Source organism: Paenibacillus sp. JT31N17, from assembly GCF_056269255.1.
The window spans coordinates 56,463-72,113 of record NZ_JBWDNP010000025.1 but is presented as its reverse complement, the minus strand read 5'-3'; the positions used below and the strand labels follow the sequence as shown (position 1 = coordinate 72,113).

Below are 15,651 nucleotides of genomic sequence, written 5' to 3'. Positions count from 1 at the left end.
AAAGAGATCCGAAGATCTCGTGACTTACAGATAAGCTAAAAACAGCTCATTCTTTAAAACCTGTTTGACAGGTCGCTCATTGTTCAGTTTTCAAAGAACAAATGCTTCTTCAGTTAGGCACTATGTAACTTGGCCCTCTTTAGTAAGCTTATGTCGGCTGCCTCAGCGGCGACTTGATTAATATATCATAGGCCTATATCTAAATGCAACACTTATTTTCATTTTTTTATTCCCGTTAATCATTACCAAATATCTATACCTAATGGCTCCGATTATGTCTGCTTGAATAACAATCAATTTGCGCCGTTTAGTGCCGCTTATACTCATATGAAGTGACGCCTAACTACATCATTAGAAGATAGAACGGGTCCTCCAGCTAAAGAAACAATTGTGAAGACTCATACTTCTCCAAAAACGGAAAACCGCTGTGGACTATGAAGGCCCACAGCGGTTCATATCAATATGGAAGCAATGCGGCAGATGCATTAGCGCATCTGAGGGAACAACAGGACATCGCGGATGGACGGAGCATCCGTCAACAGCATCACTAACCGGTCAATCCCGATCCCCAGCCCGCCAGTCGGCGGCATGCCGTACTCCAACGCACGTATGAAATCCTCGTCCATTTCATGCGCCTCATCGTTGCCCTGCTCACGCTCAACCAGTTGAGATTCAAAACGTTGACGTTGATCGATAGGGTCGTTCAGCTCTGTAAAGGCATTTGCGTGCTCGCGTGCAACGATAAACAGCTCAAAACGGTCCGTGAACCGCGGATCGCTGCTGCTTTTCTTAGCCAACGGAGAAATCGCCACCGGATGTCCGGTAACGAAGGTCGGCTGAATGAGCGTATGCTCCACAAATTCTTCAAAGAATGCATTGAGGATATGACCGAATGTCATATGCGGCTCCACTTTTACTTTATGGTTCCTTGCGTGGTCATGTGCCTCTTCGTCTGTCATTTCAACGGCGAAATCGACGCCTGTCGCTTCTTTGACCAGTTCAACCATGGACACACGCCGCCATGATGGCGTCAAATCCACTTCCTGCCCCTGGTAGGTAATCTTGGTTGTACCCAGAACTTCTTGTGCGATATGGGCAATAAGGGATTCCGTTAAAGCCATGATGTCTTTGTAGTCGGCATACGCCTCGTACAGCTCAATCATTGTAAATTCCGGATTATGGCGTGTTGACATCCCCTCGTTGCGGTAAACACGGCCAATTTCATAAACCTTCTCCATACCGCCGACAATAAGACGCTTCAGATGAAGTTCAATGGCAATTCGCATGTATAACTGCATATCGAGTGTATTGTGATGGGTAATGAAGGGACGCGCGGAGGCTCCTCCTGCTATGGAATGAAGGGTTGGCGTTTCTACTTCCAAATAATCACGGGAATCCAGGTAACGGCGCATCGATTGAATAATACGCGAGCGGGCAATAAATGTCTGCTGCACCTCAGGATTGACGATCAGATCGACATACCGCTGACGGTAACGCAGTTCGACATCTTTCAGACCATGAAATTTCTCGGGAAGGGGCAGCAGAGATTTGGATAATACGGTGATCTCTTTTGCTTTGACCGATACCTCTCCTGTGTTGGTCTTGAACACAACGCCGCGAACTCCGATAATATCTCCGATATCCAGCAAATTGAATGCTTCGTATTCCGCTTCATTAACTGTATCCTTGCGGGCATAAATTTGAATTTTTCCGCTTAAATCCTGAATATGCGCAAATGCGGCTTTACCCATGCCGCGCTTTTGCATGATTCGTCCCGCCACACTGACTTCAACAGCTTGTCCTTCCAGATCCTCTTTGCTCACTTCGTTGTAAGTCTCAACAATTCCCATGGCACGGTGAGTTCTCTCGAATTTACCGCCGAACGGATCAATGCCAAGTCCCCGTAATTCATCCAGCTTGTCTCTGCGAATCTGCAGGAGCTCGCTTAATTCCTGCTCTTGCGTTTGATGCTCCACTACCATTCATCTCCTTGTTCATTTCCAAGCAGCTCATCTTGGCGTTTGCCCCAAACATCAAGAACAAACAAGCTAAGCCCCAAACGGGGCTGGGCATGCTATTTCTCTTATTGGAAAAACACCAAACTCACTAAACTTGTGAAAAAAGCTTCCAGTCGGAAGCTTTTCCAAAAGGTGCCCGGTTACTTTTTGATATCAACGATTTTATATTGAATAACGCCGGCTGGCACGTTCACTTCAACAACAGTCCCTTTATTTTTGCCGAGAATGGCCTTCCCGACCGGACTTTCATTGGATATTTTGTTTTGCAGCGGATCCGCTTCAGCTGTACCCACGATCGTATACTCCATCGTATCGCCGAACTCCATATCCTCAACCGTTACAATTGAACCGATGCTTACCGAATCAATGTTAATGTCGTCATTATTGATAATGCGCGCATTGCGCAGCATCTTCTCCAGCGTGATGACGCGGCCTTCAATAAAAGCCTGCTCGTTCTTCGCGTCTTCATACTCGGAGTTCTCGCTGATATCGCCATAACCGATAGCCACTTTAATCCGCTCGGCTACCTCACGGCGCTTGACAGATTTTAACGTCTCCAGTTCTTCCTCGAGCTTCTTCAGTCCGTCCTGAGTCAAAATGATCTCTTTATCGCTCATGCTACTGATTCTCCTGTCGAGTGACTTTTTTTCATACCCTGTATGAATTCACCGTTTACTTAATATATTACGCATCATCCCCTTGATGACAGCGTATGGAAGCATGTTGCCCTACTTACTTAATCTGGTTGATTTTCATCGCGCGAAACTGATTATTGAGAAATTATATTTCAAATTTGCCCCGAATGTCAACGAAAGCCAGTTACCGGATATGAACATTTAAAGTCCCACCCATCAACAAAGCTTCCAACATGAGGAAAAATACAGCCGCTGCTTATATTTTATAGCCGAAGGCCAGCGTAACAAGCGTAGAAGGTCTGGCCTTAAATCTGCTATTGGTAGACAACTTCACCTGAAGCATGCTGGGAAAGACTTGGCAGCTCACCCTCCGCACCCAGCGATTCAATGTAGTTCCCCAAAATCTGAGCCATTACGTCTCTGCTCGTCTCTTCCATAATGACATCCTTGACTCGTGCGGCGCCGGGAAGTCCCTTCAGGTACCAAGCCAAATGCTTGCGCATCTCGCGCACGGCAACCGACTCACCTTTGAGATTCACCAAACGGTCCATATGAACGATGGCTATCTCCATTTTCTCACGCGGACTTGGATCCGGGAGCAGTTCTCCCTCCGTCAAATAATGAATGGTCCGGTAGAGCATCCATGGGTTGCCGAGTGCGCCGCGGCCGATCATCACGCCGTCACATCCCGTATGGTCCAGCATACGCTTCGCATCTTCCGGTGAAAATACGTCTCCGTTTCCAATAACGGGAATGCTTACCGCCTCTTTAACATCCCTTATAATATCCCAATCCGCTTTGCCGGTATACAATTGCTCCCTTGTTCGTCCATGAACGCTTACCGCCTTGCCGCCAGCCCGCTCAACAGCCTGGGCATTCTGCACGGCATAAATATGCTCGCTGTCCCAGCCGATCCGCATTTTCACGGTAACCGGCTTGTCTACAGCATCCACTACAGACGAAACCATTTCATAGATTTTGTTCGGATCAAGCAGCCAGCGTGCTCCTGCGTCGCATTTTGTAACTTTGGGAACCGGACAGCCCATGTTAATGTCGATAATATCGGCATTGGTCTGTTTGTCGACAATTTTCGCTGCTTCCACAAGCGATTCCCGGTCTCCTCCAAAGATTTGCAAGCTAAGAGGCTTCTCCCGCTCGTCGACAAACAACATATCCAGCGTACGCTTGTTGCCGTGAACAATCGCTTTGTCACTGACCATTTCGGCACACACCAGGCCGCAGCCGAACTCTTTGGCAATCAGTCGGAAAGCCGGATTGCACACGCCGGCCATCGGCGCCAGTACAACCTTGTTCTTCATTTCAATATGACCGATTTTGAGCATGATGCTGCTCACTCCCTTCTGATTTATATTTAGAAGATCGGCTTAGTGCCGCACTTCAAATGTACTGCTCCACTACCGGCTGTTGTCAGCCGTCAATTCATTGTAAGAGATTCCCAGGGTCTCGGAAATACGCTCCAGCAGCTTCGGATCGGGCTTGCGTGTACCCCTCTCCAGTGAACCCAGGACAGCAACCGATACTTCGAGCCGCTCCGCAAGCTCCTGTTGTGTAAATCCCTTCAGCTTTCGGAAAGCGCGGACGCGCTGTGCCAATTGATCGTATTCCATAACGTGATGCCTTCCCCTCCATCCTCTAACGCCCGTGATGCCGTTTGATCTGCCTGCTCCTTCAGCGGATGATGGCTGCTCAGCACATCGCTCAGCGGAACCAACACAAAAGCGCGTTCCATCATTCTTGGATGGGGCAGGGTCAGTTCATCCTCCGACATTTGAACATCGTCCATCAGCAATAAATCAAGATCGATCGTGCGCGGACCAAAACGGATATCGCGCGTTCTGCCCAACCGGTTCTCAATATCCAGCATCGTGCGTAATAGTTCCAGCGGCTCCAGCGTCGTACAAACAGATGCCGCCATGTTCAGAAAAGCCGGTTGGTCGGTATAGCCTACCGGTGCCGTCTCATATATACCGGATATACGCTTGACCTGAATGCCAGGATGACTATCAAGCAGGTGAAGCGCCTGGCGGAGCAGCTGCTCGCGATCTCCAATGTTGGAGCCCAGCGCCAGATAAGCTTGAGAAGTCTTGTTCAGATCAGCGCTTGCTGCATTATTATTCAGCGGGTGCTTGTTGTTCATAGTCATCCCGCTTTCTACAGAGTTCGACAGTGACGCCATCAAAATGAATATCAAACGGCGGATGAGGCTTGATCACGCGGACCGTCACTTCATTTACACTAGTATAAGCGTCGAGAAGCCTCGATGCAATGTGACCGGCTAAAGCTTCAATTAATTTGAAAGGCGGTCCTTCTACAATAAATTTCACCAGCGCATGGGTCTCTGCATAATTCACCGTATGGGCCAGATCATCGGTTTTTTCCGCTTGCGTGAGGTCGAGTTTCAGCTCCACGTCGATGATATACTGCTGTCCCAGCTTGTTCTCTTCAGGAATTACGCCATGATAACCAAAGAAGCGCATTCCATTCAATATCATTCGGTCCATCCGTTTCTCCTCCTGTAGTTGAGTCTTATATATAATTGCGTCAGCCATCAAAGCATTGCGCTTCATATCCTGCACATCATGAACACGCACAATCTGGCAGCCCTTCGCAATACCGATTGTGATTGTAGCCGCAGTTCCCATCACGAGCTGATCGGTTGGCAGCTTCAGTGTATGCGAGATAAAACGTTTGCGCGATGTGCCCAAAAGGACAGGATAGCCCAAAGCGGCCAGCTTTTCCAGATTGCCCATCAATAACAAATTCTCCTCATAGCCTTTGGCAAAACCAATTCCCGGGTCCAGCCAAATATTACTCTGCCGTATACCCGCTGCGGTCCCAATTGCAATACTTTCCTGAAGATCGGCGATAACATCCTGCACAAAATCGGTATAATCCATTTGATGGCGGTTATGACTCAGTATAACAGGACAACCAAACTCGGCTGCTACTTCAGCCATACGCGGATCGCCTTTTAGTCCCCATATATCGTTAATGATAGCTGCGCCTGCCATCAGGGCCTGGCGCGCAGTTTCTGCTTTATAGGTGTCTATCGAAATGGGGATCTGCGGCAGTGCTTCACGCACAGCACGAATAATCGGAATTACCCGCCCCAGCTCCTCAGCAAGGGGTACCGGCGTATTTCCCGGGCGCGTTGACTCGCCGCCGATATCAATAATATCCGCTCCCTCCGCCGCCATCGCCGCCGCATGCTTGACCGCAGCCTCTACGGTATGGAAGTTGCCGCCATCCGAGAAGGAATCCGGCGTTGTATTCAGAATTCCCATAATCAGCGTTCGTGAGCCCAGCTGCAGCTTGTTACCGTCATTCAAATCATAAGTACGAAAATATGGCCAGCTGATATCCGCATTGAATTCCTTCTGCTGCATCGTAACCTCCCTTTCAATTCCGTCATATCTGTGAGTTTGCGGTTTCCTGGCGGTATGCTGCAAGCAGCAGCTTATAGAGCGGTCCCGCACCGGCATGGTTAACGGTATGAACAAGACCCTGCTGATCGCGCAGTCTTGTCACCGGTACCAGCTCTTGTATGGAATTGGTCACCCACACTTCATCCGCTTCAATAAGCCGTTCCCAGCCAAATAGGCCCTCTACCACTTCGTATCCCGCTGCCCTAGCCAGCTCCATTACCCGCTGCCTCGTAATGCCGGGCAATATGCCTGTCGCAACGGACGGAGTATAGATCACCTGCCGCTTGGCAAAAAACAGATTGCTGACAATTCCCTCTGCCATCCAGCCTTCGCTTGTCAGCATCAGCCCTTCCGTTCCTGGTGACGCTCCCAGAGACAGCAATTCGCGCTTGGCGATGATGTTATTCATATAATGCAGCGACTTCAAACGGACATCGCCCTCCGGCGTATTGCGCCTGGTCTGCAGCAGCGCAAGCTCCCGGCCCTGTTCATATAACCGTTCATCCACCGCTGGCAATGCCTTCACAAGCAGTAATGCGTCAGGCTTTGTATAATCCTCCAGAGGAAGACCCAGCTCGCCCGCGCCTGCCGTTACGGTCAGCCGCACATATGCTTCTTCCAGCCCGTTAGCGCGCATCAGTTCACGGAGCCAGGACCGTACAGCATCCGCGTCTGCCTGGTACCGGATGCCCAGCGAACGGCAGCCATCGGTCAGCCTGTCCAGATGACGCTCCAGTAAAAAAGGACTACCCTTGTAGGTGCGGAATGTCTCGAACAGGCCCATCCCATACAAAAAACCGTGATCATAGACCGAGATCACGGCTTCCTCCGCTGGCTTAACCGCTCCGTTCCAGCCTATATTCATCTCGCTGCCCCTGTACGCATGCTTAAGAAATTGCGAAGCAAAGCAAGACCGTTCTCGGTAATAATGGATTCCGGATGGAACTGGACACCTTCAATCGGGTACTCCTTATGGCGCAAACCCATGATTTCGCCTTCCGCTGTTTGGGCGCTAATCTCCAGACAATCCGGCAGCGTCTCCCGCTTTACAATAAGGGAATGGTAACGAGTAGCTGTGAAAGGGGATGGTACACCTGTAAAAATCGACTTGCCGTCATGCAGGATCGGAGATGTTTTGCCATGCATCAATTTCTCGGCACGCACCACATCGCCGCCAAAGGCTTGTCCAATAGCCTGATGACCCAAGCAGACGCCGAATATGGGAATTTCGCCCTTGAACCGGTCGATCAGCGCCAGTGAGATCCCGGCTTCATTGGGGCTGCAGGGACCTGGTGAAATCAGGATGTGATCCGGGGCAAGCGCCGCGATACCGTCCAGATCGATTTCATCATTCCTCTTCACGACGATATTCTCGCCCAATTCTCCCAAATATTGAACCAAATTATACGTGAACGAATCGTAATTATCGATAACCAAAATCATTTGCATTACCCCCTTATAAGTTGCGCCGCCCAAAGCTCACTGTATTGAATGGCCTTCCAGAGCGCTTTGGCTTTGTTCAATGACTCGTAGTATTCCCGCTCCGGGTCGGAATCAATAACAATTCCCGCTCCGGCTTGAATATGGACCATCCGGTCCTTCATCGTCATCGTTCTTATTATTATATTAAATTCCATATCTCCATTATAGTCAATCCAACCAAGCGATCCCGTATAGGGGCCTCTTCTTACGGGCTCAAGCTCTTCAATGATTTCCATTGTGCGGATCTTGGGGGCGCCGGTGATCGTCCCACCCGGAAAAGTCGCAGCAATGACATCGTAAGCATCTTTCCCTGCAGCGAGCGTTCCCTCAACCTGCGAAACCAGATGCATCACATGGCTGTACCGCTCAATACCCATGAGTTCTTTCACTTGAACAGAACCATAGGCGGAAATCCGCCCTAAATCATTGCGCTCCAGATCGACGAGCATAATATGCTCCGCCCGTTCCTTCTCGCTGATCATCAATTCTTCAGCCATAGCCTGATCGTCGTCTTCGGTATGGCCGCGCCTGCGCGTTCCGGCAATCGGCCGCGTAACCAGCTTTCCGCTGCTCAGCTCCACCAGCAGCTCGGGTGATGCCGAAACCAGTTGAAAATCCGGACAGCGCAGCATGCCCATATAAGGAGAGGGATTGAACAAACGGAGCCATTCATATAATTCCTCAGGCGATGCCGTTGTTTCTCGGCTCTGCCGCAGCGAGAGGTTCACCTGAAAAACATCCCCTTGAGAAATATATGAACGAATGCGCTCTACCGCTTCCATATAGGCAGCCTTGGAAAAAGGCGACGTTCTCCCTCCAATGGCCTCAACATCAATATGAAGGGACTCCTTATCCATCAGCTCCAGGCGGCTTTGGCGCAATCTGGCAGCCTCGGACCCGGAACCCGCCGCTGCTGAATTTCCTGATCCGGGCTTGCCGGATGTTTCCTGGCCGTCCTGTATATTCTCCCCATGATTCAGGCCAGTTGACGCTTCAGTCATCATCCCGTTCCACGTCACCGTCATTGCTTCCGCCCGGGCAGAGGCGCCCTCATACAGCTCTCCAAGCTGTTCAGAGGATTCCTCCCCTGTAATCGGCGTATGAATGGCGCAGTAAAGTTTCTTCTCCACATGATCCACAATCCAAAGCTCATCGATCCGAAGAAACAAATAATCAGGCAGACCCAGGTCATCCGACGCCAATATGGGAAGCTTCTCGATGGAACGGATAACATCGTAGCTCCAGTAACCGACACACCCGCCTGTCCATTTCGGTGCATCCTTCATACGAGGCGCCTTGAAGCCGCTCATCCAGTTGCGGACCGTTTCCAGCGGCCGCCCGTTATAGGTGGTCTGTTGTCCGTTCCTGAAGTCAGTTGCCTCTGCCCTGTTGTCTTTGCCGCGGATAATAGATGTGGGCTGAAGTCCCAGATAGGTGAACCTTCCATCCTTGCCGCTCTCCAGTACAAAGGAATACGGAGACGCCGCTTCCCAGGCCCTCTCCCATGAAAGGGGTTTGTCTATGTCTTGAGGCAGCGCCCGCTGGACCAGCAGCGGGAGCGTTGTATATTGTTGTTCCTTCCAATCCTGCCACTGGGAAAAGGTTGTCAGCATCATAGGCTGTCCTCCGCTCATCATTTTGCATCAATCCGGTCTTTCATTTGGAAGCTAGTATACCTAATCAGCGGCCAAAAGAAAAGAAAAATTGGACCCCCATTTGTGATGGAGATCCAATCGATACCGGCACTATAGCGGGCCAGTGCACGTTAAGCCGTATTAGTTTTCGAAATTGAACAGCGGTGTGGACAGGTAGCGTTCGCCGTTGGACGGTACAACAGCGATAACACGTTTGCCTTCGCCCAGTTCTTTGGCCACTTTCAATGCGGCGAAAATCGCTGCACCGGAAGAAATTCCGCAGAGAATTCCTTCTTCTTTGGCTGCGCGGCGCGCCGTTTCGAAGGACTCTTCATTGCCAACGGTGATGACTTCATCATAGATATCGCGGTTCAAGATTTCAGGAATGAAATTGGCGCCGATACCTTGAATTTTGTGTGGGCCGGGATTACCGCCGGAAAGCAGCGGTGACGCCTCAGGCTCAACGGCATAAATTTTAATATTAGGGAAATTTTGCTTCAATACTTCGCCAGCACCTGTAATCGTGCCACCTGTACCGATACCCGCAACGAAAGCATCCAGCTTACCGTCAAACGAGTTAATCGCCTCAACGATCTCAGGACCCGTAGTTTCGCGGTGAATCTTCACGTTCGCCTGGTTCTTGAACTGCTGAGGCAGGAAGTAGGAAGGATTCTCCTTCTGAAGCTCTTCGGCTTTGCGTACCGAACCGTTCATGCCCTCAGATCCTGGCGTCAGAATAATCTCTGCACCGTAAGCGCGAAGCAGGTTACGGCGCTCAAGGCTCATCGTTTCAGGCATAACAAGAATCGCTTTATAGCCTTTGGCAGCTGCTACAAGCGCAAGACCAATACCGGTATTGCCGCTTGTCGGCTCAATAATGGTATCGCCCGGCTTAATTAAGCCCTGCTGCTCCGCTACTTCTATCATGCTGATGGCAATACGGTCCTTAACGCTCGCTCCCGGATTTTGATACTCAAGCTTCACGTAGATTTCTGCACTGCCTTCAGGCACCAGGCGGTTCAAACGCACCAAGGGCGTGTCACCAATAAGATCGGTTATATTTTGTACAATTCTAGCCATGATAAGTGCTCCTCCTTATTCCGACTAATTCAGTTGGTTTTACCTACATCTTATCAGTCAAAACTACCCATTGTCAAGCGTTGCTTTTTGTCCAATTTGGGAAATCAGACATTCTCTGCCTGCTATTCATGAACATGCACTTATGGCATGATTTTGGCGTTGTATTTGACCAGAAGCTCGTCCTCAACCTGATCCAGGGGATCTGCCTTGGAAAGCTCAAGCTGTCTTCGCGCGTTATCCCGCTGCGTCTGCTCATCCAGCTGCTCTGTCGTATGCTTTTCAGTCAGTTGAATGACCGCCTGCCCTTTTTCAACCGCAATCGGCCCGGTGATCTCCCCAACCTCAAGCTTGGCGGCTTCATCCAGAACCCCGCTGTCCATAAACGGATCGTCCTCATCAATCAGACCCAGATCTCCACCGTTATCCGAAGTGTCCGTATCAATGGAATAGGTCTTCGCCATCAGCGCAAAATCCTCCCCGTTTGACAACCGGTCCAACAGGTCCTGCGCATCCTTCTTGTTCTCCGTCACAATCCAGGAAAGCCGGTATTGCGTGTGCGGGGCAAACTGATCCTTGTTCTCTTCCAAAAAAGCGTCAATTTCTTTATCACTCACCGCAATGGTTCGTGTGGCGATTTTCTCAAGCAGCAGCCGGTATTCTGTGTCGGTCTTAATGGCCTCAGGAGTCAAGCCAAGCTGCTCCTTCATTGACTCGTAATACTGTTCTTCACTCTCATAACCTGCCATCATGCTCTGTATTTCATTCTCAAGCTCCGAGTTTGAAACTTTCAAATCATACGTTTTTGCTTCCTGACGGATTGCAGCTCTGACCATCAAGGTGTGCAGTACCGTGTCGCCATATTGGCTCTGCAGTTGATCGGCAAGCTCAGAAGAAGCGATCTGTTCCTCCCCCACAGTTGCTGCAACATGATCCATAACAGAAGGCGGATCCTGATTGACGTCATCTGATTCATCACTGGGCAAAGGGGCATGGTCTCCTGGTGAGAGCACCCGAGTGATGACCACTGCGGCCAAAATGATCATACATACGGCTTGAAGCAGCACCACGCTCTTCAAAACCTGATCTTTCTTCATTATCGCCTCGGCCTTTCGATTATTGAATCGGTTTCGGCTTCGCCAGGTCAAGCAGCGTTTCCAGCTGCGGCCTCTCAAACACGTAGGTCTCATTGCAGAAGTGACAGATGATTTCCGCTCTTCCATCTTCTTCAATCAGCTGTTGCAGCTCGTGCTCGCCCATGCTGATAAGGGTACGTTCCACTCTTTCGTGGGAGCACTTGCAAGCAAATACAAGGTCAAGCGTGTCCAAAATCTGAATATCGTCACCCACCACCCAGCGCAGCAGCCCTTCAGGAGTCTCACCTTGATCCAGCAGAGCCGAAATCGGCGGCAGTGCAGTAACAGCCTGCTCCAGCTTGGCGATTTCTTCCTCAGTAACACCAGGCATCAATTGCACAATGAACCCGCCTGCGTTCATCACCTGACCGTACTCATCCACCAGAACACTCAAACCAACAACCGAAGGCGTTTGCTCCGATGTGGCGAAATAATAAGTGAAATCCTCTGCAAGCTCGCCCGATACAATCGGAGTACTGCCGCGGTATGGCTCTTTGAGCCCCAAATCCTTGATGATATGGATATGGCCTTCGCGCCCTACAGCACCCGCAACATCCAGCTTGCCAAGAGCGTTGCTCGGCAGCTGCGTCTCGGGATTATCCACATAACCGCGGACCTCTCCAAGGGCATTCGCATCAATGACAATTTGCCCGATTGGACCGTCACCCTTCACCTGGATGGTCAGTTTTTCCTCTCCCTTGAGCATAGCTCCCATGATAGCGCCAGCCGTTGCGGTTCGCCCAAGGGCCGCTGTTGCCGTGGGAAGCGTTCCGTGCCGCCTGCGCAGCTCATTGACCAAATCCGTGGTGCTTGCGGCAAATACGCGCAGCTTCCCGCCCCATGCCGTACCCCGTACCAAGAAATCCTTCATTTGTTCTGCTTCCACTATTTCTCCCCCTCCTTATATCCGCATATGCGGCGAGCTTTAACGGCTATTCCTTACGCAGTTAGTGCTCCTGATTTCGTTCATAAATGATACGCAGTCCCTCCAGCGTCAGCAGCGGATCGACTTCCTCAATTGTTTCCGATTCGGATGAGATCAGCTCCGCCAATCCTCCTGTAGCAATGACGCGCGGATGCACATTAAATTCCGTTCGAATACGCCGGACAATGCCGTCCACCTGACCGGCATAGCCGAAAATAATCCCTGCCTGCATCGATGTAATCGGATTGCGGCCAATAACGCTCTTCGGCTTGACCAGTTCAATGCGCGGCAGCTTCGCCGCCCGCTGGTATAAAGCCTCCGTTGAAATGCCGATGCCCGGCACAATGGCCCCGCCCAGATAATCGCCCGCGGCATCGATATAATCGAAAGTCGTTGCCGTTCCAAAATCAACGATGATCAGGGGAGAGCCATATTTCTCAATACCGCCTACCGCATTGACAATACGGTCGGCGCCAACCTCGCGTGGGTTCTCATACCGGATATTCAGTCCCGTCTTCACACCCGGTCCTACAATATGCGGCACCTTGCGCAAGTATTTGGCGCAAAGCTGCTCAAGCGTTCGCATAAGCGGAGGGACAACCGAGGAAATAATGACGCCTTCCATTTGCTCCAGCTTGAATCCGGCGAATTGGAAAAGATTATGAATCATTATACCGTACTCATCCACGGTTGCCGAACGGTTGGTGCTCAGGCGCCAATGCTGCACCAGCTTCTTTTCGTTAAAGACACCAAGTACAATATTGGTATTCCCTACATCAATGACTAGAATCACGCCTGCGGTCCTCCTTTTTTCCCGTTTAGATCAAGACTGATATCAAGCGATTGAAACGAGTAAGTCAGACCGCCGACGGAAATCACATCGACGCCGCATTCAGCGATGGCTCTCACAGTGCTAAGATTGACGCCTCCTGAGGCTTCTATTATAACATGGGGTGAGTGCGTTTTGATCCGCAGCCGCGCTTCCTTCATCAGGTCATAGGACATATTGTCGAGCATAATGATATCGGCTCCGCAGGCGAGCGCTTCTTCCACCTGCGCAAGCGACTCGGTTTCCACTTCGATTTTCATCGTGTGCGGGATCTGTCGACGGGCTGCACTTACGGCAGCGGTAATACCGCCGGAGCCTTTAATATGATTATCCTTAATCATGACTGCATCATAGAGGCCAAAGCGGTGATTGGAGCCGCCACCGATCCGAACCGCGTATTTCTCCAGCAAACGATGACCCGGCGTTGTCTTGCGGGTATCCGTAAGACGAACCGGGAGCCCGTCCAGCGCTTCAATAAAGGAGCTTGTCTTTGTTGCAATGCCCGACAGCCGCTGCAGCAGGTTGAGCGCCAGACGCTCTCCGGTCAGCAGACTGTGCGTATTGCCTTCCACCTCGGCAATCACAGTCCCCTTCTGCACCTTGTCCCCATCCACGGCAAGCGCATGAAAGGTCAGCGAAGGGTCCACAACATGAAATACAAGCTGGGCTATTGGCATACCGGCCAATATACCGTTTTCCTTCACATGAATAACAGCTCTGGACTGGCTGCCTGCGGGAATCGTTGACCAACTGGACACATCTCCCGCACCAACGTCCTCATCAAGCCATGCGCGAATCTGCTCCCGCAGGGCGTGTTCTGTCCCACCAACGGCAAAAAGTCCCGCCTTCGCATCATACATCTTCGATCCGCTCCTCGGTCAAGCCATGCTCGCGATGCAGCACCATATGTTTGCGCCAAAACAGATCGTCACGTTCCGGAAAATCCTCGCGTGAGTGTGCGCCGCGGCTTTCTTCCCGTGCCAGAGCAGCCTCAGCGGTCAGCATGGCACAGGTGAGCAAATTGGCAAATTCAAATTCTTCACGTTTGGTCAATACAGCCTGAAAAATCGGCAGCTGCCTGCGCAGCTCCTCCAGCCCTCTGTCGAGGCCTTTGCCGTCGCGCCGCAATCCCGCATACCGGACCATAATTTTCTGCAGCTTCAGCCGTTTTTCCACTACGGCCTGCATCGATGTTCCGCTTCGAGGAATGGCAGGGGTTTCTATGGTCAGTCCCGGTTTCAACGGCTCCAGACTGTTAATCCGCTCCACAATACGCCGGCCGAATACGATGGCTTCCGACAAGGAGTTGCTGGCTAAACGATTTGCTCCATGTACACCGGTTGACGAGCATTCGCCGCAGGCGAACAAACGGCCGATATTGGTCTCCCCGTTCAGATCCGTCTTGACGCCCCCCATCATATAATGCGCCGCAGGAGCGACTGGAATCCAGTCGGTTGTCAAATCCAGTCCAAAACTCAAACAAAACTCATAAATATTAGGAAAACGATGTTTCACCATATCCGGCGACTCATGGGTGACATCAATATAAACGAACGTAGATTTGGTTTCCTCCATCTCGGTGACGATCGCACGGGCAACAACGTCCCGGGGAGCAAGCTCAAGCTGCTCATGATATTTCTCCATAAACCGCTCGCCTCTAATATTGCGAAGGATACCGCCTTCTCCGCGTACTGCTTCAGAAATGAGGAATCGCGGTGCTCCCGGGTAGCAAAGTGATGTGGGATGGAATTGAACGAATTCCATATCTTGAATGTTGGCTCCCGCCCGGTAAGCCATCGCAATCCCGTCGCCGGTCGCTACATCCGGATTTGTTGTGTACCGGTACAGCTGACCCGTCCCGCCTGAGCAGAGAATAGTTGCTTTACCGCGCACAAATACCCTTCCGCCCTCCGGTTTCTGAACAACCGCTCCAATGCATTGACCGTCATCAATAATCAGATCAATGACAAAATGATCGTCCCAAACCTCGATACGCGGGTTCTCAATCGCTTTCAGCGAGAGAGCGCGAACAATTTCAAAGCCGGTCGCATCCCCATTGGCATGCAGAATACGCCGCTGGCTGTGAGCGCCTTCTTTCGTAAGCGCAAATTCGCCATTCTCCTGATCGAACTTCGTGCCCATCCGCACCAGATCCTGAACGCCCTTCGTTCCTTCATGAACCAGTACATCAACTGCCGCATTGGAACAAAGTCCCGCACCTGCAATGAGCGTATCCTGCCTGTGATATTCCGGAGAATCATCCTCCGATATGACGGCAGCAATGCCGCCTTGGGCATATCGTGTGTTGCTGTCCAGAAGAGACTTCTTCGTTATCATCAGCACATCATTATCACTGCTGGACTTAATAGCGGTAAAAAGGCCGGCAATGCCGGCCCCAATGACGATAACATCCTTGTCGATAACAGGAAGAGCTGCGAGCGATACATCTACTAAATATCGTGGGATCAT

Annotated in this window: 15 protein-coding genes; all 15 read right to left on the bottom strand. The window is 50.9% G+C overall.

The window, feature by feature from the left end; translation table 11 throughout:
* Positions 1-485: 485 nt before the first annotated feature.
* Positions 486-1,982, bottom strand: coding sequence for a lysine--tRNA ligase (gene lysS, locus AC0YOB_RS36760; protein ID WP_475797002.1), 1,497 nt, complete (start codon positions 1,980-1,982; stop codon positions 486-488).
* Positions 1,983-2,158: 176 nt separating this feature from the next.
* Complete coding sequence (gene greA / locus AC0YOB_RS36755; RefSeq protein ID WP_189000131.1) at positions 2,159-2,635, bottom strand: transcription elongation factor GreA; 477 nt, start codon at positions 2,633-2,635, stop codon at positions 2,159-2,161.
* Positions 2,636-2,967: 332 nt separating this feature from the next.
* Positions 2,968-3,996 carry a tRNA dihydrouridine synthase DusB gene (dusB, locus tag AC0YOB_RS36750; protein WP_210046398.1) on the bottom strand — a complete coding sequence of 343 codons (1,029 nt, stop codon included), beginning with the start codon at positions 3,994-3,996 and terminating at the stop codon, positions 2,968-2,970.
* Between the two features lie 72 nt (positions 3,997-4,068).
* On the bottom strand, positions 4,069-4,281 hold the full coding sequence (locus tag AC0YOB_RS36745; RefSeq protein WP_210046397.1) for a helix-turn-helix domain-containing protein: 213 nt from the start codon (positions 4,279-4,281) through the stop codon (positions 4,069-4,071).
* Positions 4,233-4,811, bottom strand: a complete 579-nt coding sequence (gene folK, locus AC0YOB_RS36740; protein WP_475797001.1) for a 2-amino-4-hydroxy-6-hydroxymethyldihydropteridine diphosphokinase — start codon at positions 4,809-4,811, stop codon at positions 4,233-4,235. The genes AC0YOB_RS36745 and folK overlap by 49 nt, the downstream gene beginning before the upstream one ends.
* Positions 4,786-6,060: a dihydropteroate synthase gene (gene folP, locus AC0YOB_RS36735; protein ID WP_475797000.1), complete on the bottom strand. Its 1,275-nt coding sequence runs from the start codon at positions 6,058-6,060 to the stop codon at positions 4,786-4,788. The genes folK and folP overlap by 26 nt, the downstream gene beginning before the upstream one ends.
* Before the next feature lie 22 nt (positions 6,061-6,082).
* On the bottom strand, positions 6,083-6,964 hold the full coding sequence (pabC, locus tag AC0YOB_RS36730) for an aminodeoxychorismate lyase (protein WP_475796999.1): 882 nt from the start codon (positions 6,962-6,964) through the stop codon (positions 6,083-6,085).
* A complete protein-coding gene (gene pabA, locus AC0YOB_RS36725) occupies positions 6,961-7,542 on the bottom strand; it encodes an aminodeoxychorismate/anthranilate synthase component II (RefSeq protein WP_475796998.1) in 582 nt (193 codons plus the stop codon). Before pabA ends, pabC begins: the two co-directional genes overlap by 4 nt.
* Positions 7,543-7,547: 5 nt before the next feature.
* Positions 7,548-9,197 carry an anthranilate synthase component I family protein gene (locus AC0YOB_RS36720; RefSeq protein WP_475796997.1) on the bottom strand — a complete coding sequence of 550 codons (1,650 nt, stop codon included), beginning with the start codon at positions 9,195-9,197 and terminating at the stop codon, positions 7,548-7,550.
* 159 nt (positions 9,198-9,356) lie between these two features.
* Positions 9,357-10,295 (bottom strand): cysteine synthase A, encoded by a 939-nt coding sequence (cysK, locus tag AC0YOB_RS36715; protein ID WP_210046390.1) that lies wholly within the window; start codon positions 10,293-10,295, stop codon positions 9,357-9,359.
* Between the two features lie 140 nt (positions 10,296-10,435).
* Entirely contained in the window at positions 10,436-11,389 is a 954-nt protein-coding gene (locus tag AC0YOB_RS36710) for a peptidylprolyl isomerase (RefSeq protein WP_475796996.1), read from the bottom strand.
* A gap of 19 nt (positions 11,390-11,408) precedes the next feature.
* On the bottom strand, positions 11,409-12,299 hold the full coding sequence (hslO, locus tag AC0YOB_RS36705; protein ID WP_475797008.1) for an Hsp33 family molecular chaperone HslO: 891 nt from the start codon (positions 12,297-12,299) through the stop codon (positions 11,409-11,411).
* 76 nt (positions 12,300-12,375) lie between these two features.
* A complete protein-coding gene (locus tag AC0YOB_RS36700; protein WP_475796995.1) occupies positions 12,376-13,146 on the bottom strand; it encodes a type III pantothenate kinase in 771 nt (256 codons plus the stop codon).
* Positions 13,143-14,042, bottom strand: coding sequence for a carboxylating nicotinate-nucleotide diphosphorylase (gene nadC, locus AC0YOB_RS36695; RefSeq protein WP_475796994.1), 900 nt, complete (start codon positions 14,040-14,042; stop codon positions 13,143-13,145). Before nadC ends, AC0YOB_RS36700 begins: the two co-directional genes overlap by 4 nt.
* Positions 14,035-15,651: an L-aspartate oxidase gene (gene nadB / locus AC0YOB_RS36690; protein ID WP_475796993.1), complete on the bottom strand. Its 1,617-nt coding sequence runs from the start codon at positions 15,649-15,651 to the stop codon at positions 14,035-14,037. Before nadB ends, nadC begins: the two co-directional genes overlap by 8 nt.

What these genes read in the sequence shown, in the direction of transcription:
- AC0YOB_RS36745 (WP_210046397.1), bottom strand. Translation starts at nt 4,281, where the DNA reads ATGGAATACGATCAATTGGCACAGCGCGTCCGCGCTTTCCGAAAGCTG.
- nadC (WP_475796994.1), bottom strand. Translation starts at nt 14,042, where the DNA reads ATGTATGATGCGAAGGCGGGACTTTTTGCCGTTGGTGGGACAGAACAC.
- pabA (WP_475796998.1), bottom strand. Translation starts at nt 7,542, where the DNA reads ATGATTTTGGTTATCGATAATTACGATTCGTTCACGTATAATTTGGTT.
- cysK (WP_210046390.1), bottom strand. Translation starts at nt 10,295, where the DNA reads ATGGCTAGAATTGTACAAAATATAACCGATCTTATTGGTGACACGCCC.
- folP (WP_475797000.1), bottom strand. Translation starts at nt 6,060, where the DNA reads ATGCAGCAGAAGGAATTCAATGCGGATATCAGCTGGCCATATTTTCGT.
- AC0YOB_RS36720 (WP_475796997.1), bottom strand. Translation starts at nt 9,197, where the DNA reads ATGATGCTGACAACCTTTTCCCAGTGGCAGGATTGGAAGGAACAACAA.
- hslO (WP_475797008.1), bottom strand. Translation starts at nt 12,299, where the DNA reads ATGAAGGATTTCTTGGTACGGGGTACGGCATGGGGCGGGAAGCTGCGC.
- pabC (WP_475796999.1), bottom strand. Translation starts at nt 6,964, where the DNA reads ATGAATATAGGCTGGAACGGAGCGGTTAAGCCAGCGGAGGAAGCCGTG.
- AC0YOB_RS36710 (WP_475796996.1), bottom strand. Translation starts at nt 11,389, where the DNA reads ATGAAGAAAGATCAGGTTTTGAAGAGCGTGGTGCTGCTTCAAGCCGTA.
- greA (WP_189000131.1), bottom strand. Translation starts at nt 2,635, where the DNA reads ATGAGCGATAAAGAGATCATTTTGACTCAGGACGGACTGAAGAAGCTC.
- lysS (WP_475797002.1), bottom strand. Translation starts at nt 1,982, where the DNA reads ATGGTAGTGGAGCATCAAACGCAAGAGCAGGAATTAAGCGAGCTCCTG.
- dusB (WP_210046398.1), bottom strand. Translation starts at nt 3,996, where the DNA reads ATGCTCAAAATCGGTCATATTGAAATGAAGAACAAGGTTGTACTGGCG.
- folK (WP_475797001.1), bottom strand. Translation starts at nt 4,811, where the DNA reads ATGAACAACAAGCACCCGCTGAATAATAATGCAGCAAGCGCTGATCTG.
- nadB (WP_475796993.1), bottom strand. Translation starts at nt 15,651, where the DNA reads ATGATCCCACGATATTTAGTAGATGTATCGCTCGCAGCTCTTCCTGTT.